At 70.3% G+C, this 19,004-nt stretch carries 16 protein-coding genes; 13 read left to right on the top strand and 3 right to left on the bottom strand.

What is annotated here, in order from left to right:
• Positions 1-37: 37 nt before the first annotated feature.
• Entirely contained in the window at positions 38-736 is a 699-nt protein-coding gene (locus ACFYMP_RS09310; protein ID WP_388853079.1) for an HAD family hydrolase, read from the top strand.
• 223 nt (positions 737-959) lie between these two features.
• Positions 960-1,175 carry a hypothetical protein gene (locus ACFYMP_RS09305; RefSeq protein WP_388853076.1) on the top strand — a complete coding sequence of 72 codons (216 nt, stop codon included), beginning with the start codon at positions 960-962 and terminating at the stop codon, positions 1,173-1,175.
• A 115-nt stretch (positions 1,176-1,290) separates the two neighbouring features.
• On the opposite strand, the gene ACFYMP_RS09300 is transcribed toward ACFYMP_RS09305, so the two are convergent.
• Positions 1,291-2,331, bottom strand: a complete 1,041-nt coding sequence (locus ACFYMP_RS09300; RefSeq protein WP_388853073.1) for a LacI family DNA-binding transcriptional regulator — start codon at positions 2,329-2,331, stop codon at positions 1,291-1,293.
• Between the two features lie 440 nt (positions 2,332-2,771).
• On the opposite strand from ACFYMP_RS09300, the gene ACFYMP_RS09295 reads away from it, so the two are divergent.
• The 4 genes from ACFYMP_RS09295 (at position 2,772) to ACFYMP_RS09280 (ending at position 7,651) form a co-directional block, all read left to right on the top strand.
• Complete coding sequence (locus tag ACFYMP_RS09295) at positions 2,772-4,094, top strand: extracellular solute-binding protein (protein WP_388853070.1); 1,323 nt, start codon at positions 2,772-2,774, stop codon at positions 4,092-4,094.
• A 91-nt stretch (positions 4,095-4,185) separates the two neighbouring features.
• The gene (locus tag ACFYMP_RS09290; RefSeq protein WP_388853067.1) at positions 4,186-5,190 is read left to right on the top strand and encodes a carbohydrate ABC transporter permease; all 1,005 of its coding nucleotides are present in this window, start codon (positions 4,186-4,188) and stop codon (positions 5,188-5,190) included.
• A 16-nt stretch (positions 5,191-5,206) separates the two neighbouring features.
• Positions 5,207-6,136: a carbohydrate ABC transporter permease gene (locus ACFYMP_RS09285; RefSeq protein ID WP_388853065.1), complete on the top strand. Its 930-nt coding sequence runs from the start codon at positions 5,207-5,209 to the stop codon at positions 6,134-6,136.
• A 69-nt stretch (positions 6,137-6,205) separates the two neighbouring features.
• Complete coding sequence (locus ACFYMP_RS09280) at positions 6,206-7,651, top strand: GH1 family beta-glucosidase (protein WP_388853062.1); 1,446 nt, start codon at positions 6,206-6,208, stop codon at positions 7,649-7,651.
• Between the two features lie 40 nt (positions 7,652-7,691).
• Here ACFYMP_RS09280 and ACFYMP_RS09275 read toward each other — a convergent pair whose 3' ends face one another.
• Positions 7,692-8,567 (bottom strand): DNA-3-methyladenine glycosylase family protein, encoded by an 876-nt coding sequence (locus tag ACFYMP_RS09275; RefSeq protein WP_388853059.1) that lies wholly within the window; start codon positions 8,565-8,567, stop codon positions 7,692-7,694.
• Positions 8,568-8,790: 223 nt separating this feature from the next.
• Complete coding sequence (locus ACFYMP_RS09270; RefSeq protein WP_388853055.1) at positions 8,791-11,370, bottom strand: PA14 domain-containing protein; 2,580 nt, start codon at positions 11,368-11,370, stop codon at positions 8,791-8,793.
• 180 nt (positions 11,371-11,550) lie between these two features.
• Here ACFYMP_RS09270 and ACFYMP_RS09265 point away from each other — a divergent pair, with 180 nt between their 5' ends.
• The 7 genes from ACFYMP_RS09265 (at position 11,551) to ACFYMP_RS09235 (ending at position 18,894) form a co-directional block, all read left to right on the top strand.
• Positions 11,551-12,594, top strand: coding sequence for a LacI family DNA-binding transcriptional regulator (locus tag ACFYMP_RS09265; protein ID WP_388853052.1), 1,044 nt, complete (start codon positions 11,551-11,553; stop codon positions 12,592-12,594).
• Positions 12,595-12,755: 161 nt separating this feature from the next.
• Positions 12,756-13,862, top strand: a complete 1,107-nt coding sequence (locus ACFYMP_RS09260; protein WP_388853048.1) for an ABC transporter substrate-binding protein — start codon at positions 12,756-12,758, stop codon at positions 13,860-13,862.
• On the top strand, positions 13,862-15,433 hold the full coding sequence (locus ACFYMP_RS09255; protein WP_388853045.1) for a sugar ABC transporter ATP-binding protein: 1,572 nt from the start codon (positions 13,862-13,864) through the stop codon (positions 15,431-15,433). The genes ACFYMP_RS09260 and ACFYMP_RS09255 overlap by 1 nt, the downstream gene beginning before the upstream one ends.
• The gene (locus ACFYMP_RS09250) at positions 15,426-16,388 is read left to right on the top strand and encodes an ABC transporter permease (RefSeq protein WP_388853042.1); all 963 of its coding nucleotides are present in this window, start codon (positions 15,426-15,428) and stop codon (positions 16,386-16,388) included. Before ACFYMP_RS09255 ends, ACFYMP_RS09250 begins: the two co-directional genes overlap by 8 nt.
• Positions 16,389-16,417: 29 nt before the next feature.
• Positions 16,418-17,416, top strand: a complete 999-nt coding sequence (locus ACFYMP_RS09245) for an ABC transporter permease (RefSeq protein ID WP_388853299.1) — start codon at positions 16,418-16,420, stop codon at positions 17,414-17,416.
• A gap of 191 nt (positions 17,417-17,607) precedes the next feature.
• Positions 17,608-18,036, top strand: coding sequence for an SRPBCC family protein (locus ACFYMP_RS09240; protein WP_388853039.1), 429 nt, complete (start codon positions 17,608-17,610; stop codon positions 18,034-18,036).
• Between the two features lie 639 nt (positions 18,037-18,675).
• On the top strand, positions 18,676-18,894 hold the full coding sequence (locus tag ACFYMP_RS09235) for an MbtH family protein (RefSeq protein ID WP_388853036.1): 219 nt from the start codon (positions 18,676-18,678) through the stop codon (positions 18,892-18,894).
• Positions 18,895-19,004 lie beyond the last annotated feature (110 nt).

Here is a 19,004-nt window from a genome sequence, read left to right as displayed (position 1 = left end):
GCCGGGCCGGTCCGCCCCGCTTGGCATGCTGGGGTCCATGAGCACCACGCGTACGGCACCGGCGGACACCGCGGTCCTCTTCGATCTCGACGGCACCCTCGTGGACAGCGAGCCGAACTACTACGAGGCGGGGCGGCGGCTGCTCGCCGCACGAGGCGTCACGCTCACCTGGGAGCAGCACGAGCGGTACGTGGGCATCAGCACGCGCGAGACGCTGGCCGACTGGCGCGAGCGGTACGGACTGCGCGAGGAGGTGGCGGACCTCCTCACCGAGCAGAACCGGATCTATCTCGGTCTGGCCCGGACATCGACCGAGGTGTACCCGCGGATGCGGGAACTGGTGGAGCTGCTGCACGGTGCGGGGGTGCCGCTCGCGGTGGCCTCCGGTTCCTCGCGCGAGGCCATCGGCGCCGTGCTCACGGGCACCGGACTCGCCGGCCACTTCGCGCTGTACGTCTCGGCGGACGAGGTGGCGCACGGGAAACCCGCCCCGGACGTGTTCCTTGAGACGGCGAGGAGGCTGGGCACGGCCCCGGCGGACTGCGTGGTCCTGGAGGACTCCGGTCCGGGGGTCGAGGCGGCGCACGCGGCCGGGATGCGTTGCGTGGCGGTCCCCTACCTCGCGGACCGGTCCGGGGAGGCGGAGTTCGCCGCGGCGGACCTGCTGTTCCGGGGCGGTCAGGCGGAGTTCGGCGCGGCGGCCGCCTACCGGTGGATCACCGGGCGTCAGGGCTGAGGGCGGTGGAGGCGCCCTCAGCCGGCGGGCGGCCGCGGCCGCGGACGAACGGCGGCAAATCCCCTCGCTGTGAAGGCAACCCCGGAACGGACCGGGCCCGAGGCGGTCTCAGGGGTCATACTGGTCCCGCAAAGAACAGGTGTACGCCTGCCCCTCACGGCAAGAAGGTGGGGAACAGGTCAGGACCGGCAACGGTCTCCCGGACGGAAAGGCGGCGATCGCCGTGCATCTTCTCGGCCTGATCCTCGTCATTGTCGGGGCCTGGATCGTCGCCTCGCTCGTTCTCGGTCTGGTGCTCGCGCGGCACACGCACCGCGGCTACCGCCGGCGTCTGGGCGCGGCCCGGCGTCTGGTCATGCTCCGGGTCCCGGCGCGCCGCTCCCCCTCGGACGCGAAGGCGGAGCAGTCCTCCCGGCGCGGCGCGCGCACGACCGTCTGACCGCCTCCCGCCCCGCCGGTACGGCGGTGGCGGGCACCCGTGCGGGCGGGCGGCGTACCGCCCCTCGCACGCCCGTCCCCGCCTTCGCTCGTGCACATCGCGGTGCGCGCGGCCGTCAGGCGGACCCGCGGACCACCAGCTCCGTCGCGAGGACGACCTGACGGTGCGCACGCCCCGAGTCGGCGATCTCGTCCAGCAGCAGCCGGGTCATCGCGCGGCCCATCTCCTCGACCGGCTGACGCACGCTCGTGAGGGGCGGATCGGTGTGCCTGGCGACCATCGAGTCGTCGAAGCCGATCACGGCGACGTCCTGCGGTACCCGGCGACCGCTCTCCCGCACCACCTGCACGGCCCCCGCCGCCATGACGTCGGAGGCGGCGAAGACCGCGTCCAGGGCGGGCCGGCGCTCCAGCAGTGTACGCGCCGCCGCACGTCCCCCCTCCTCGGTGAAGTCCCCTACGGCCACCAGCCCTTCGTCCGCGGCGACGCCCGCCTGGGCGAGCGCCCTGCGGTAGCCGGCCAGGCGCGCCCCGGCCACCTCCATGTCCAGCGGGCCGGTGATGGTGGCGATCTGCCGGCAGCCCCGGCCCAGGAGGTGCCGCACGGCGCTGCGCGCTCCCCCGACGTTGTCGGCCTGCACGTAGCTGAGCGATTCGAGTCCCAAGCGGCGCCCCGCGAGCACCGCCGGCATGTCGAGCCGCTCCAGGAGGCCGGGCAGCGGGTCGTTGCCGTGCACCGACACCATCAGGACCCCGTCGACGTGCTGGGCCGCGAGGTAGGACGCGAGCCGTTCGCGCTCCTTGGCGTTGCGCACCAGAATCAGTAGCAACTGCATATCGGTGTCGGCCACGGCAGCCGCGACCCCTCGGATGATGTCCGAGAAGTACGGCTCGGAGAACAGGCGGGTCTCCCCCTCGGGCACGACGAGGGCCACCGAGTCGGTGCGCCGGGTCACAAGGCTGCGGGCGGCCCGGTTCGGCACGTAGCCGAGCTCCGCGATGGCGGCCAGTACGGCCGCCCTGGCCCGTTCGCTGACCTTCGGCGAGCCGTTCACCACCCGCGACACGGTGCCTCTGCCGACCCCGGCCCGCGCCGCCACCGCCTCCAGGGTGGGGCGGGCGGCCCGCCGAGCGGGCGGGCGCGCGGACTGACTCATCGTTACCTTCCAGTGATCAGGTCCTGAACGTGGCCTCATTGTGACCCCTTGGCGACCGAACCGACGCCAAAGGACCTCAACAGGGCTTTGACCTGCACGAGTTCACCGTCACACGGAGCCGGTGACCCTGGACCGGGCCCAGGTTCAGGTGTCATGCCGTGACCTGTGGGACACCTCCGGGCAACAGAACCGACTTCACGTCTTGACATGGAGGTGAGGCAGGCAGCAACCTTCCGGCATCAGCCCGTGGGAACGCTCCCATGGATGCCGGGCCCCGTCCCGGCACTCCGCGCGAGCGTTAGCCCGCGGGACGTCAGGCACCACCGGCCCCTCCTCCTCATGTCGCGGCGCGCAGCGCCGGGTGTGCGCCGAGGGTCGAGGTGGTGCGGGTCGGTCCTGCCCCCAAGACCCCGGTACGCACTGGCACAAGGAGTAGTGGAATGCGCATCACCCGCACGGCCCCGGGACGCGGCCGAAAAGCCGCCGTCCTCGCGACCACGGCCCTCACGGCCTCGGCCCTGCTGCTGACCGGTTGCAGCAGTGACGACTCCGACGACTCCGCGGCCGATTCGGACGGGAACATCACGCTGACCCTCGCCGACTACGGTCAGTTCGGTTACAAGGAGGCCAAGCTCCTTGAGGAGTACCACAAGCTGCACCCGAAGATCACCGTCAAGGAGGAGACGACCGCCAACGAGGCGGACTACTACCCGAAGCTTTTGCAGCAGCTGAACAGCAACAGTGGTCTCGGCGACGTCACGGGCCTTGAGGTCGGCCGCATCAAGGAGGTCGTCGACACGCAGGCCGACAAGTTCGTCGACCTGAGCAAGTCGATCAACGTGGCCGACTGGGTCTCCTGGAAGGAGAAGCAGGCGACCAGCAAGGACGGCGCGGTGATCGGCGCCGGGACCGACATCGGGCCCATCTCCCTGTGTTACCGCAGCGACCTCTTCAAGCAGGCCGGTCTGCCGAGCGACCGCGAGTCGGTCGGCAAGGCCGTCGCGGGTGGCTGGGAGGACTACATCAAGCTCGGCGAGAACTACAAGAAGAAGGCCCCCCAGGGGACTTACTTCATGGACTCGGCCAGCGCGATGTTCAACGGCGTGGTCAGTTCCAGCGCCAAGCAGTACTACGACGCGGACGGCAAGGCGATCTACAAGGACAGCCCCGGCGTGAAGGCGGGCTGGGACCTGGCCGCCGAGGCGGCGTCCAAGAAGCTGAGCCAGGGGCTCGCCCAGTTCCAGGACCCGTGGGTCGCAGCGCTGCGCAAGGGCACCGTCGCGAGCGTCGTGTGCCCCGCGTGGATGGCCAACCAGATCCAGGCCAACTCGGGTTCGGCCTTCTCCGGCAAGTGGGACATCGCCAAGGCCCCCGGTGACACGGCCGCCAACTGGGGCGGCTCCTTCCTCGCCGTGCCGAAGTCCGGCAAGCACGTCAAGGAGGCCACCGCGCTGGTCAAGTGGCTGACGGCACCCGAGCAGCAGGCCAAGATCTTCAAGGCCGCCGGTCTGTTCCCGTCCAACAAGGGCGCCTACGATCTGCCCGACGTGAAGGCCGCGAAGCTCCCGTACTTCAGCGACGCCCCGATCGGTGAGATCTACGCCGAAGAGGCCAACGCCATCCCCGAGGCGGTACTCGGCCCGAAGGACGCGGCCATCAAGGACGCGATCTCGAAGGAGATCAACAACATGGAGCAGCGGGGCACCAAGCCCGGCGACGCCTGGAAGGCGGCGACCAGCTCGATCGACAAGACCATCGGCTGATCACCGGGCAGGCGCGGCCCGGCCCCCCGCGGCGGGCCGGGCCGCGCCTGCCGTCCCACGTTCCGCAGCATCCAGGGAAGGACTCCCGTCAGTGGCCACCTCGACCCCCACCCGGGGCACCCGCACCCCGCCTCCCGATCCGTCGGGAAACGGGCCGAAGAGTCTGCCGTCCGGCCGCCAGGCCTGGCGCAGCCGGCTGTGGCGTTTCGACGACAGGTTCTCGCCGTACGCCTACATCTCGCCCTTCTTCCTCGTCTTCGCCGCCTTCGGGCTCTATCCGCTGATCTACACCGGGTGGATCGCCCTGCACCGCGTGGAGCTGACCGGGCTCGACCAGATGGAGTGGGTCGGCTGGGACAACTTCAGCCGGGTGCTCCAGGACTCCGAGTTCTGGAACTCCGTCGCCAACACCTTCGTCATCGGTGTCATCTCGACCGTCCCGCAGCTGATGGTGGCCCTCGGCCTCGCCCACCTGCTCAACTACAAGCTACGGGCGAGCACCTTCTGGCGCACCGTCATCCTCACCCCGTACGCCACCTCGGTGGCCACGGCCGCGCTGGTCTTCGCGCTGGTCTTCCGCGCCGACGGCGGCCTGCTGAACTGGGTGCTGCACTTCGTGGGGCTGGGCGACACCAACTGGGCCAACGGCCACTGGACTTCGAAGATCGCCATCTCCGTCATCGTGATCTGGCGCTGGACCGGTTACAACACCCTCATCTACCTCGCCGCGATGCAGGCGGTTCCCACCGACCTCTACGAGGCGGCCTCGATCGACGGGGCCTCGCGCTGGCAGCAGTTCCGCAAGGTGACCATCCCCTCGCTGCGTCCGACGATCCTGTTCACCATCGTGATCTCGACCATCGGCTCGATGCAGCTCTTCGGTGAGCCGCTGCTCCTCGAGGGCGGCACGCTGGGCTCGACCGGCGGCAACGAGAACCAGTACGAGACCATGAGCATCTACCTCTACAACTACGGCTGGAAGCTCGGGCATCTGGGTCCGGCCGCCGCCGTGGCCTGGGCGATGCTCGGACTGCTGCTGCTGATCGCGCTGATCAACTGGATCGTCGGCCGTCGCGTGCGCAAGAGCGCGGCCTGACCGGGAGCGACCTCACATGACTTCGACGCCCACCACCACACAGGGCCGCCCCCGAGCCCTGACGTCCACCCCCGACATCCCGCCCGCCCCCGGCGGCGGACGCCGACGGTTCCGGATCGGCGCCGGCGAACAACTGCGCGGCGGTCCCCTCACCTACGCGGCGCTCGTCGTCGTCGGCCTGCTGTCCGTCTTCCCGCTCTACTGGACGCTGGTGGCCGCCTCGCACAACCAGCAGCGGGTGCTGGACTCGCCGCCGCCCCTGATACCGGGCGGCAACCTCTTCCACAACCTCCAGGCGGCCTGGGAGCAGGCGCACCTGGGCAAGGCCATCGTCAACACGGTGATCGTGGCGGGCTGCATCACCCTCGCCACCCTGTTCTTCTGCACTCTGGCCGGCTACGCCTTCGCCAAGATGCGGTTCCGGGGGCGCGGTTTCCTCATGACCGCCGTGATCGCGACCCTGACGATCCCCCCGCAGCTCAGCGTCGTCCCGCTGTTCAAGATCATGGCGGACATCGGCTGGGGCGGACAGCTGGAGTCGGTGATCTTCCCGACCCTGGTGAGCGCCTTCGGGGTGTTCTTCATGCGGCAGTACCTCCTGGAGGCGCTGCCCTACGAACTGGTCGAGGCCGCCAAGGTCGACGGCGCGAACAACCTGCGCATCGTGTGGACCATCGTCCTGCCGGTGGCCCGGCCCGCGATGATGGTCCTGGGCATGCTCACCTTCGTCCAGGCGTGGAACGACTTCTTCTGGCCCTTCCTGGCCCTCAACCAGCAGAACCCGACGATCCAGGTGGCGCTCGGTCAGCTCAGCGCCTCCTACACGCCCGACCAGTCCATCGTGATGGCGGGCGCGCTGATCAGCACGGTGCCGCTGCTCGCGGTGTTCGTCATCTTCGGCAAGCAGATCGTCGGAGGCATCATGTCCGGCGCGGTCAAGGGCTGAGGCCCCTGCCGCCGGGCGGTCCGCCGCCCTGACCCACCCCTCAGCACCACCGCATGGGAGCGCTCTCATATGACCGCTGTACGTTCCGAGACCACCCCCCGCCCGACCCCCGGCGGCGCCGGGTTCCCCACCGGCTTCCTGTGGGGCGCGTCGACCGCCGCCTATCAGGTCGAGGGCGCCGCGACCGAGGACGGCCGCACCCCCTCGATCTGGGACACCTTCAGCCACACCCCGGGCAAGGTACGCAACGGGGACACCGGTGACATCGCGGCCGACCACTACCACCGCTTCCGCGAGGACGTCGCCCTCATGAAGGAGCTGGGCCTGGGGGCGTACCGCTTCTCGGTCTCCTGGCCCCGGATCCAGCCCACCGGGCGGGGCCCCGCCGTCGAGCGGGGGCTGGACTTCTACCGCCGTCTGACCGACGAACTGCTCGCGGCCGGCATCACCCCGGTCGCCACGCTCTACCACTGGGACCTGCCGCAGGAGCTGGAGGACGCGGGCGGCTGGCCGCTGCGCGACACCGCCGAGCGGTTCGCGGACTACACCGCGCTGGTGGCCGGCGCGCTCGGCGACCGGGTGCCGGTGTGGACCACGCTCAACGAGCCGTGGTGCTCCGCCTTCCTCGGCTACGGCTCCGGGGTGCACGCCCCGGGCAGGCACGAGCCCGCCGCGACGCTGCGCGCCGCGCACCACCTCAACCTGGCCCACGGACGCGGGGTCGAGGTGCTGCGCTCCCTCCTGCCGGAGTCCGCGCAGACCTCCATCACCCTCAACCTGCATCAGGTGCGGGCGCTGACCTCCAGCCCCGAGGACGCGGAGGCGGCCCGCCGTATCGACGCGGTCGGCAACCGGGTGTTCACCGGCCCGATCCTGGACGGTGCCTACCCGCAAGACCTGCTGGAGGACACCGCGCGGATCGTGGACTGGGACGAGCTGGTCCACGAGGGGGACCTGAAGACGATCTCCGGCCCGATCGACCTTCTGGGTGTCAACTACTACACCCCCACGATCGTTTCGGCCGCCGAGGACGGAGCGGGCGACGCGCGGGACGACGGTCACGGCGCCAGCTCCCACTCCCCGTGGACGGGCGCCGAGGACGTCGCCTTCCACCTCGCGCCGGGCGAGCGGACCGCCATGAACTGGGCGGTGGACCCGGAGGGCCTGTACACGCTGCTGCGGCAGGTGGGTGAGGCGCACCCGGAGCTGCCGCTGATGGTCACCGAGAACGGCGCGGCCTTCGACGACTACGTCTCGCCCGAGGGCCGCGTCGAGGACCCGGAGCGGATCGCCTACGTGCACTCCCACCTGGACGCCGTGCGCAGGGCGATCGCGGACGGGACCGATGTGCGGGGCTACTTCCTGTGGTCCCTGCTCGACAACTTCGAGTGGTCCTACGGCTACGCGAAGCGGTTCGGCGCGATCTACGTCGACTACGCGACGCAGAAGCGCATCCCGAAGTCGAGTGCCCGCTGGTACGCCGAGGTGATCCGCCGAGGCGGGCTGCCGGCCTAGAGAAGCCGCGCCGCTGGAGTACCGCGGCCCCCGAGCGGAGCTACGCCTTCGGGCCGGGCTTGCTCTCGGGGGCCGCGCGCAGCAGGAAGGCGCACCACGAGCGCAACGGGCGCCACTGTTCGCCGATCTCGCGGTAGCGCTCCTCGGGCGCGTCCTTCGCCAGTCCGTAGGCGCTGCGCATCCGCTCCCTCAGCCGCGGCTCCGAGGCGGGCAGGACGTCGGGGGCGCCCGCTCCCCTGACGAGGATCAGCCCGGCGTAGAAGGGACCGACACCGGGGAGCTGACCGAGTCGTTCGACCGCCTTCTCGGTGGGCAGGGCCCGCAGGGCGGCCGCGTCCAGGGTGCCGTCGAGCGCGGCTTCGGCGAGGGCCTGGAGCCGGGCGAGCCTCGGCGGCTCGACCCCGGGCAGCGTGTCCGCGTCGACGACCTGCCGCGGCGGGGGGAAGGCCGCGCGTTCCTCCCCCTGCCAGGTCACCCGCGGGCCGGTCTCCCGCCGCACCCGCCGGCTGACGGTGGAGGCGGCCCGCATCGAGGTGCGGTGTGAGAGCACGGACCAGCACACCGCCTCCCAGGTGCTCCAGAACAGCACCGGGCGCAGTCCGGGGGCGGCCTTGAGACGGGCGGCGACGACCGGGTCGGCGGCGGCGATCCTGGACAGCGGGGTGGCGTCCACGTCCACCGAGAGGATGCGCGCGACGTCGGCGAGCAGCTCGTCGGTCACCGTGCGCGAGGCGTCCACCCGCAGGGTGCGGTTCTCCTGGGTGACGCGGACGGTGGTGGGGGTCCAGTCGCCGGGGGTGCAGTAGGTGAAGTCGAGGAAGGCGTCACCGTGCTCGCCTGCCGTGGGGGGCCAGCCCTCCAGGAAGGCGAGCGAGCGACGCAGGTCGAAGGCTCCGAGAGGGTGCAGCTCGGGCATGTGGGGACCTTCCCGTACGGCGGCCGGGGGTGAGCGGCGGGCGGGTGGCGCGGGCCCCTCCCACCGTGGGGCGCGGCCCGGGACTCACGCTAGGGCCGATCCCCCGCCTCCGCACGGCCGGTGTCACGCGAACGGGGCCGGTCCCGCCGTGGGACCGGCCCCGTTCACCCGTTCGGCACCGGGTCGGGCGGGCGTCGTGCGTCCGGCTGCCCGGTGTGCCCTCTCAGGAGGCCGGGCACCCCTTGACCACCGGCTGGGACGCCTCGTCGATGAGGGCCTTCTGCGCGGCCTTCACCCTTTTGACGTCGGCTTTCATGACGCTGCGGTCGTAGGTCATGAGTCCGTTGAGTTCTCCCTCGACGTCGGCGATCTGGGTGTAGACCGCTCCGTTGCTGCCCTTGCAGGCGAGGGCCTTCACCTCGTCGATCTTCTTGATGTACTCGTCGGTGTACTGCTCCTTCGCGACCCCGATGTAGCTCTGCTGCACGGGCCAGGCGTGTCCCGGTACGGCGAGCCCGAGCCCGCCGTACTCCCCGCTGACGAGGGCGCGTCTCCCGTCGGGCGCGGGCAGTGCGGGGCTCGGGTAGCCGTGCGCGTCGGCGATGTCGCCGTTGCCTCCGTCGACGGCGCCGCAGCAGTTGAGGCCGCTCATGTTGTTGACCAGCCGGGTCGGGTCCCAGGACTTGGCCTGGGCGGCGACGCGGGCCTGGTCGTACTGGCCCCAGCCCTCGTTGAAGGTGACCCACATGATCACCGAGGGGCTGCTGCTGTGCTGGTCGATCATCTTCTTCATCTCGTGCTCGTACTCGGCACGGGCGGCGGCGTCGGGGTTGACTCCGGCGGCCGTCGCGGGCATGTCCTGCCACACGAGCAGGCCCAGCCGGTCGGCCCAGTAGAACCAGCGGTCGGGTTCCACCTTGATGTGCTTGCGCACCGAGTTGAAGCCGAGGGCCTTGTGTTCCTTGAGGTCGTAGGCGAGGGCCTCGTCGGTGGGCGCGGTGTGCAGCCCGTCGGGCCAGAAGCCCTGGTCGAGGGTGGCCATGAGGAACACCGGTTTGCCGTTGAGTACGGTGCGCGGGGTGCCGTTGACCTTCTCGACGGCTATCTCGCGCATCCCGAAGTAGCTGCCCACCTCGTCCTGGCCGACGGTCACCTTGAGCTGGTAGAGGTGCGGGTCGTCGGGCGACCACAGGTGCGGGTCACGGACCGGGACGTCGAGGGGGGAGCCGGTGCGCCCCTTGGCGGTGGCCACCTTGCGTGTGCCGTCGTAGGCGGTCGCGGTGACCGGTACCCCCTCGCGCACGCCGCGCACGTCGACGGCCACCTTCTGGCCCTTGACGTCCGGGGTCAGCTTGAGCGAGTCGGCGTGGTCGGCGGCGACCGGTTCCATCCAGACGGTCTGCCAGATACCCGAACTCGGGGTGTACCAGATACCGCTGGGGTCGAGGCGCTGCTTGCCCATCGGCGGGTTCTCGCCGCCCTGGGCGTCGGTCGGGTCGTACACCCCGACCAGCAGTTCCTGAGTGCGGCCGGGCTTGAGCGCCTTGGTGATGTCGGCGGAGAAGCGGTCGTAACCGCCCTTGTGCTCGGTGACCTTGACGCCGTTGACGTAGACCTCGCTCTGCCAGTCCACCGCGTCGAAGTTCAGCCTGAGCTGTTTGCCGTGCCCGACCTTCCAGTTGGCGGGGACGGTGAAGGTGCGGCGGTACCACATCCGGTCCTCGTGGCGCTCGATACCGGAGAGCTGGGACTCCACGGGGTAGGGCACCAGGACGCGTTCGCCGAGCTTCTTGCCGACCGGTGGCTTCTGACCGGCCTTGGCCGCGGCGAACTGCCAGGTGCCGTTGAGGTTATGCCACTTGTCGCGGGTGAGCTGCGGTCGTGGGTACTCGGGGTGGGCGTTGGAGGGGCTGACGTCCTTGGACCAGCGGGTCTTGAGCTGGTACTCGGAGTCGTTGTCGCCACTGGCCCAGAACGCCTCGACGGTCTTGCCCTCGCGGGTACGCAGACCGCCCTTCCCGTCGTAGCTCAGGTCGACGGAGCCGCCCTGGCCGACGACCGGTTCCTTGAGCGCGACGATCAGGCTGCTCGGGTCCTTCGGGTCGGCCTTCACCCCGCTCAGTGGCCAGTCGGCGCCGCCGATGTTGGCGGTGAGGTGTTCGGCGAGAGCGGCGGGCGGCGCGGCGAGCCTCCGGGTGAAGCCGACGCGCAGGCTGCGGCCGTCCTTGAGGACGGTCGCGGAGGTCGCGCCCTCGTAGTCCCAGCCGTCGGGCAGCAGGAAGGCCGACTGCGGGACGGGCTCCTTGGCCCCTCCGGGCGGGGTCCAGTCGAGGTGGAGGTTGGAGCCCCCGGTGTGCTCGAAGTACTCGACCTTGATGTCGTAGGCGTGGCCGGCTTCGAGGTCGACGGGCTGGGACTTCTGCTCCACCTCCCAGTCGTCGATCCAGTGGTCGATGACGAGTTCGCCGTCGATCCACAGCCGGAAGCCGTTGTCGCCGATCATCGAGAAGGTGTGGGCGCCGGAGTGCTCCGGCACGAGCTTCCCGGTCCAGCGGACGTTGACGTCGTCGGCCTGCCCGGTGGCGGCGTTCAGCCGCGGCTCCAGGTTGTCGACGTCCAGGTCGGGGTCGAAGGCGGTGGTCTTCAACTGGTCGAAGTCGAAGGCGCCCGGGGCGCTCTGCGTGTAGTAGTCGCCCTTGAGCCCGTGGACGGCCACGGGGTCGTCGGCGGCGCTCGCGGCGGGGACCGAGGTCAGTCCCGCGGCTGCCAGAACCGCTGCGCACAGGAGGGCGAGGGGGGACATTCTGCTTCTAAAGCGCACGTACTCCTCCGTTGTCGAGGAAGGGTGGCGGCTCACCGCTGCAGTCTGTACAACGTTGCAAGCAACGGCAGATGGCATGAGAGCACGCCATCTCGCTTACTGTCCAGGGTCATGACAAACACCCCCAGTCGGCGGGGGTGTTGACAAAGCGGAGGAGATTCCGTGCGGGTGAGCCTCAAGGATGTCGCACAGCGGGCGGGTGTGTCGATCAAGACGGTGTCCAACGTCGTCAACCACTACGAGCACGTCACACCGGCCATGCGGACCAAAGTGCAGCGTGCCATCGACGAGTTGGGTTACCGGCCGAACCTGACCGCCCGACACCTGCGCAAGGGCCGTACCGGAATCATCGCGCTCGCGGTGCCGGAGCTGGGCAACCCCTACTTCGCCGAGCTGGCGGGCGCGGTGATCGACGCCGCCGCCGAGCACGACCTGACCGTGCTGCTCGACCACACGCGGGGCGAGCGGGAGCGGGAGGTGCTGGTGAGCCAGGGTTTCCGGGCCCGCGTCATCGACGGACTGATCCTCTCCCCGCTGGAGCTGGACACGGAGGACCTCGCCGCCCGCGCCGACGACGTGCCGCTCGTGCTGCTGGGCGAACGCGAGTACCCGCTGCCCTACGACCACATCGCGATCGACAACGTGGCGGCGGCCCGGCAGGCGGTGCGTCACCTGCTGGACCTCGGGCGCACCCGCATCGCCTTCCTCGGCGCGCGCACCGACTCCCCCAACCGGCCCGCCCAACTGCGGCTCCAGGGCTGGCGGGAGGAGCTGACGGCGGCCGGGATGGACACCTCCGACCGGTTCGCGGCGCCGACCGGGGGCTGGGACCGCGGTGACGGGGCGACGGGCATGGCGCGGCTGCTCGACTCCGGAGTGCGGCCGGACGCCGTGTTCGCGTACAACGATCTGGTAGCGGTGGGCGCTCTGCGCGTTCTGCACGAGCGGGGGCTGCGGGTCCCGTGGGACGTCGCGGTGGTCGGCTTCGACGACATCCCGGAGTCGCGGTACGGCTCGGTGACGCTCACGACCGTCGCCCCGGACAAGCGCGCGATCGCGAGGCTCGCGGTGGAGTCGCTGGTCAGGTCGCTGGCGCGGGCCTCGGACAAGAAGTCGGGCGTGCAGCCGCCGGTGGAGCCGGAGTTGGCCTCGGTGACCGCTCCCTTCGAACTGCTGCAGCGGGAGAGCACCCTCGGAAGGCGCTGACGGGGCCGGTGCGGGGGCGGGCCGGCGAAACCGCGCGTCCCGGAGGGTTTACAGCAGCCTTCCAACGATGTAAAAACCTGACCCACAAGCTGAGTTGACCGCAAGTGCCATTCACCCGCCGGCGCGTTGGCGCCCGGGTCCGTGCCGCAATGGGGACTTCCATGAAGCCGACCGCACTGCTCTACCGCACCACCGTGAAGACCGCGCTGGCCGCCTCCCTCGTCGCGAGCCTCGCGCTGGCGACCGGCTGCTCGAAGTCCGAGGACGAGGGCGGCGACACGAAGGACAAGGGAGCGAGCTCCGCGCAGAGCAAGGACTCCGATCAGGTCGTGCAGACCCCCGAAGCGGGGGGCAAGGGCTGCGCCATCGACACCTACGGGGCGAAGAAGACCGACCTTTCCTCGGCGACGGTCGGCTTCTCGCAGTCCGAGAAGGAGGCGAACCCCTTCCGTATCGCGGAGACCGCCTCGATCAAGGCGGAGGCGAAGAAGCGCGGGGTCAGACTGCTGACCGCCAACGCGCAGTCCCAGTTCTCCAAGCAGATCAGCGACGTGCAGGACCTCATCGCCAAGGGCGCGGACCTGCTGGTCATCGCCCCGCTCAACTCGGACGGCTGGGAGCCGGTGCTGCGTTCGGCGAGCGCGAAGAAGATCCCGATCGTCACCGTGGACCGAAAGATCAACGGGACCGCCTGCAAGGACTACGTGAGCTTCATCGGATCGGACTTCGTCAAGCAGGGCGAGCGGGCCGCCGACAGCATGATCGAGGCGACCGGCGGCAAGGGCGAGGTGGCCATCCTGCTGGGCGCGGCGGGCAACAACGTCACCACCGAGCGCACGAAGGGCTTCAAGGACCGCATCGCGCAGAAGGCGCCGGGCCTGAAGGTGGTGTTCGAGCAGACCGGTGACTTCGCCCGGGAGAAGGGCCAGTCGGTCACCGAGCAGCTCATCCAGTCCAAGCCCGGGATCAAGGGCATCTACGCCGAGAACGACGAGATGGGGCTCGGCGCCGTCAACGCCCTGAAGGGCGCGGGCAAGAAGGCCGGCGCCGTCAAGATCGTGACCGTCGACGGGACGCGCAACGCGGTGCAGGGCATCGTGGACGGCTGGATCTCCGGGGTCATCGAGTCCAACCCGCGCTTCGGCCCGCTCGCCTTCCAGACCCTGGACAGCTTCACCCAGGGCAAGGAGGTCCAGCAGGACATCGTGATCCAGGACAGCGCCTACTCCAAGGACAACGCCGAGGCCGATCTGGGGAAGGCGTTCTGATGCTGACGGTTTCGGGTCTGACCAAGGTCTTTCCCGGCACCCGGGCCCTCGACGGCGTGGACTTCACCGCCCACGCCGGCGAGGTGCACGCCCTCATCGGAGAGAACGGGGCGGGGAAGTCGACGCTCATCAAGGTCCTCACCGGGGTCTACGAGCCGGACGGGGGCACCCTCACCTACCAGGGTTCCCCGGTCCGTTTCGCCACTCCGCTACGGGCCCAGGAGGCGGGGATCTCCACGATCTACCAGGAGGTCAACCTCGTCCCGCTGATGAGCGTGGCCCGCAACCTCTTCCTGGGCCGCGAGCCGCGCCGCGCCTTCGGGCTGGTGGACTTCGGCAGGATGCACCGGGAGGCCGACGAGGCACTGCGCGCCCTCGGCGTCCGGGTCGACGTGCGCCGTCCCCTGCGGGAACTGAGCGTGGGCACCCAGCAGATGGTGGCGCTGGCCCGTGCGGTGGCGGTGGACGCCAAGGTGGTCATCATGGACGAGCCCACCTCCTCGCTGGAGCCCCGTGAGGTGCGGACCCTGTTCGGCGTCATCCGGATGCTGCGCGAGCGCGGGATCGCCGTCGTCTACGTCAGCCACCGTCTCGACGAGCTGTACGAGGTGTGCGACCGGGTGACGGTGCTGCGGGACGGCAAGGTGGTGCACACCGGTCCACTCGCCGAACTGGAGCGCCTGCGGCTGGTGTCCCTGATGCTGGGCAGGCAGCTCGGCGAGGTGCGCGCCGAGGGCGTCACCAAGTTCACCGGGAATCACAGCAACGACACCCGGCCTGTACTGGAGGCGCATGAGCTGACGCTGCGCCACCAGTTGCACGGGGTGTCCTTCTCCGTGCGGCCCGGTGAGGTGGTGGGTCTGGGCGGTCTGCTCGGTTCGGGCCGCAGCGAGACCGTGCGCGCGGTGGCCGGGGCGCTGTCCCCGGACAGCGGGCGGGTGCGGGTGGCCGGACAGGAGGTGCGCACGGGTTCCACCCCGGCCGCGATCCGCGCCGGGATCAGCCTCCTGCCGGAGGACCGCAAGGCCGAGGGGATCGTCCCGGGCCTGTCGGTGCGCGAGAACATCGCACTCGCCGCCCTTCCCGGGCTGTCCCGTTTCGGTCTGGTGGACGAGGGGCGAGTGGACCGGATCGTCGAGACCTTCGTGCAGCGGCTGCGGATCAAGTCGGCCGGGGTGCACCAGAAGGTGGGGGAACTCTCGGGCGGCAACCAGCAGAAGGTACTGCTCGCCCGGTGGCTCGCGATGCACCCGAAGGTGCTGTTGCTGGACGAGCCGACGCGCGGGATCGATGTCGGGGCCAAGGCCGAGGTGCAGCGGCTCGTGGACGAACTGGCCGAGGACGGACTGGCCGTCGTCCTCATCTCCTCGGACCCCGAGGAACTGGTGGAGGGTTCGGACCGGGTGATGGTGCTCAAGGACGGGGCGGTGGTGGCGGAGCTCGCGGGGGACGAGGTGAGCGAGGACCGGCTGATGGCGGCGATCGCCGCGGCGCCGCCGGCCAGGGACGGCGCGGTCGTGGAGACGGTGCGCGTGGACGGCCCGCTGGTGAAGGGGGCGGAGGATGACTGACCTGACGCTGCGCGGGTTCACCGCGGACCGCGACCGGCTGCGCCACCTGCTCCAGGAGTACGGGGTGTACGCGGGCGTCGTCGTGCTGCTGCTCGTCAACATCGTCTTCACGCCCCACTTCCTGTCCGGGGAGAACTTCCGCACCCAGGCCGTGCAGGTCGCCCCGGTCATCATCGTGGCGCTCGGCATGGCGCTCGCCATCGGGACGGAGGGCGTCGACCTGTCGGTGGGCTCCGTCATGGCGCTCGCGACGTCCCTGGTCTCGCTGTACCTCGGGTACGGACTGTGGGCGGCGCTGGTGGTGGCGGCTGTCGGCGGGATGCTGGTCGGGCTCGCGAACGGGGCGCTGGTCGCCTTCGTGGGGGTCCAGCCGATCGTGGCGACGCTCGCGCTGATGGTGGGCGGCCGGGGGCTGGCGCTCGTCCTGCTGCCGCAGCTCAAGGACGTACGCAACGAGGGCATGGCCTCCCTGGGGTCGGGTTCGGTGCTCGGCGTCCCCTACCTCGTGATCATCGCGGCGGTGCTCGCGGTGGTCGTGGCCTTCGTGGTGCGGCGCACGACCTTCGGCCGGCAGTTGCTCGCCGTCGGCGACAGCCGTCCGGCGGCCAAGCTCGCGGGTCTGCCGGTGCGCCGGGTCCTGATCGTGGTCTACGTGTGCTCGGGGCTGCTCGCGGCGATCGCCGGGGTGCTCGCGACGGCGCGGCTCTCGGCGAGCGACCCGACCTCGCTCGGCACGCTTATGGAGCTGTCCGCGATCACGGCGGTCGTGGTGGGCGGGACTCCGCTCACCGGCGGCCGGGTGCGCATCGGCGGCACGGTCGCCGGAGCGGTGCTCATCCAGTTGCTCACCGCCACGCTCATCAAGCACGATCTGCCGCCGTCCTGGACGCAGATCGCCCAGGCCGTGGTGATCGTTCTCGCCGTGTACGCGGCCCGGGAGAGGGGGAAGCGGTGAACAGCACAGTCACGACGCCGGGCACGCCCGTGAAGGACGGACCCGTGGCCGAGGAGGAGACGCTCGGGGCGAGCCGGTCGGAGCGGCTGAGCGCGCTGGCCCAGCAGCACGGCGCGCTCATGACGCTGGTGGTGGCCGTCGTGGTCGCCTCCCTGTGCTTCGACACCTTCATGACGGGCGACAACCTGGAGAACATGGCGGTCTCCTCGGCGTTCCTCGCCGTGGTCGCGCTGGGCATGACCTTCGTGATCATCACGGGGGGCATCGACCTGTCGGTCGGTTCGCTGTTCGCGCTGGGCGGGGTGCTCGCGGCGTGGGGCTCGCGGTACGGGACGGCGGTGGCGCTGCTGCTGCCGCTCGCGGTGTGCGGACTGATCGGTCTGGTGAACGGGCTGCTGATCGCGAAGTCGCGCCTCGCGCCGTTCATCGTGACGCTCGCGGCGATGCTGGGGGCACGCGGGCTGCTGCTCGCGGTGACCGACGAGGGCGCCAACACCTACCTCGTGGACAAGTCGACCTTCTTCGCCTCGCTGGGCCAGGACAAGCTGCTGGGTGTCGGCGTCCCGGTGTGGATCACGGCGGTGCTGTTCGTGGTGGGCGGCGTGGCACTGCGCCGCAGCCGCTTCGGCCAGTACGTGTACGCGGTGGGCGGCAACGAGGACGCGGCGGCCCTCATGGGGGTGCCGGTCGCCCGCACGAAGGCCACCGTGTACGCCCTGTCCGGGCTGTGCTCCGGCCTCGCGGGGGCGCTCAACGCCGCCTGGCTGGTGTCCGGGGTGACGATCCTCGGCAACGGCATGGAACTGGAGGCGATCTCGGCGGTGGTGATCGGCGGGACCCTGCTCAGTGGCGGCTTCGGCTTCCTGACGGGTTCCCTGGTCGGTGTCCTGCTGCTGAAGGTGATCCAGAACATCATCAACCAGATCGGCTCGCTGGACTCCGCGTACCAGCAGGTGGTCAGCGGTGCGTTCCTCGCGGTCGTGGTGATCGCCCAGACCTGGCTGGGCCGGCGCCGACGCGTGCTGTGACGCGTGCGGCGCGGGTGACGCGGGTGACGCGGCTGTCGCGGGCGCAGGAAGGGCGGGGCGGGGCCGGGGGGACCGGCGCCGCCCCGCCCTTCGCCACCCCTTACCCGCGGACATCACGGCCCCGGTGAAAGCCGCGGGTGCGGGTAGCCGGGAGTGGACCGAACGAGCTCCAGGCAGGGAGAAGACACACCATGGCATCCTCATTGCTCGAAGCCGTCGACATCAAGGCCCCCGTGGCGGTGAGCTGGTCGCTGTGGCAGGACGTCGAGCGCTGGCCCGCCTTCCTCAGCCACGTCGAGCAGGTACGGCGCGTCGACGCGAACACGTTCTCCTGGCGGCTCTCGCTTCCGGGCGCGGACAAGAGCTTCGTGGCCGAGCTGACGGAGGTGGTCCCGCAGGAACGCATCGCCTGGCGCACGACCGAAGGGGTGCACCACGCGGGTGTCGTCACCTTCCACCGGCTCAGCGACACGGAGAGCCGGGTGACCCTCCAGATCGAGTACGACCCCGCGGGCTTCGTCGAGCACCTCGGCGCGCTCACGAACCTCGACTCGGCCCTGGCCAACTACGACCTGGGCCGGTTCCAGCAGATGGCCGAACACGAGGCCGGGCGGCACTGAGCGGTCACAGCCTCTCGCGCCCTGCCCCCTCTCGCCCGGCTCGAAGTCCCGGACACGACCGCCGTACGGCTGCCGCCGTGCGGCGGTCGGCTGTTTGTGGGCCCGGTCCCTGTCGCAGTCGTCGTCACGCGGTTCCCCTCGGGACACCGCTCCTCGGGCTGCGGCGCGGGGAACGGGGCGCACACCCGGCGCACGGATGCTCGGGCCCGGGGTCGTGTGCGCGGGGGGACTCCACGGCACGTCCCGGGGTTCATCCGAAATCACCCGGTTCATAGCGGCATAAAAACGGGCAAGCGTGGCATCTGCCGACCGAATACGGCCACAGAGGGCGCTCCGGCATATGTCGCAGGCGCGTTCAGCCGCCAACCCCATCATTAAATACTCGTCGGTAACAGGGCAAGTGTGCGTTTTTTGGCGGCGCGTCCTCTAATGTGATTGGCATGAACGTGCAGACCCCGGGTATCTCGGTCTTCGGTGTGCCGACGGTATGCGGGGGTGTAACGTATCGACATTCCGAACGGCCGAAGTAGCGACGCGAGAGGGCGGGGGCCCGCAGGCCGCGGAATAGATGTGTCGCAACATTCCCGGAAATGACTGATGAACATGACGCGGAAAGAGCGAGAACAGGTGGGGAACGCCGTGACCAATCCGTTCGACGACGAGTCCGGGCGGTTCGTGCCCCTCGTCAACGGCGAGGGCCAGTACTCACTGTGGCCCGCGCATCTCGACATCCCGGGCGGCTGGCGTAGCGCCGGCCCGGAGGGCTCACGCCAGGAATGCCTGGACGTAATCGAAAGCGCGTGGAGCGACATGCGTCCCACCAGTCTGGTGCGGGCGATGGAGGCGGAGGCCGAGTAGCACGGGGCGCCGACGCCGAGGAGACCTCCCAGGTCAGGTGATACTCCGGCGCCCGCCGTACCAACTTCACCCTCGCTTCGATCAGAAATGATCAGGCACAGACAAGTTCG

This window comes from Streptomyces sp. NPDC007088 (assembly GCF_042869355.1).
In the GTDB taxonomy this organism is placed as follows: domain Bacteria; phylum Actinomycetota; class Actinomycetes; order Streptomycetales; family Streptomycetaceae; genus Streptomyces.
This window is presented reverse-complemented; position numbering and strand designations above follow the sequence as displayed.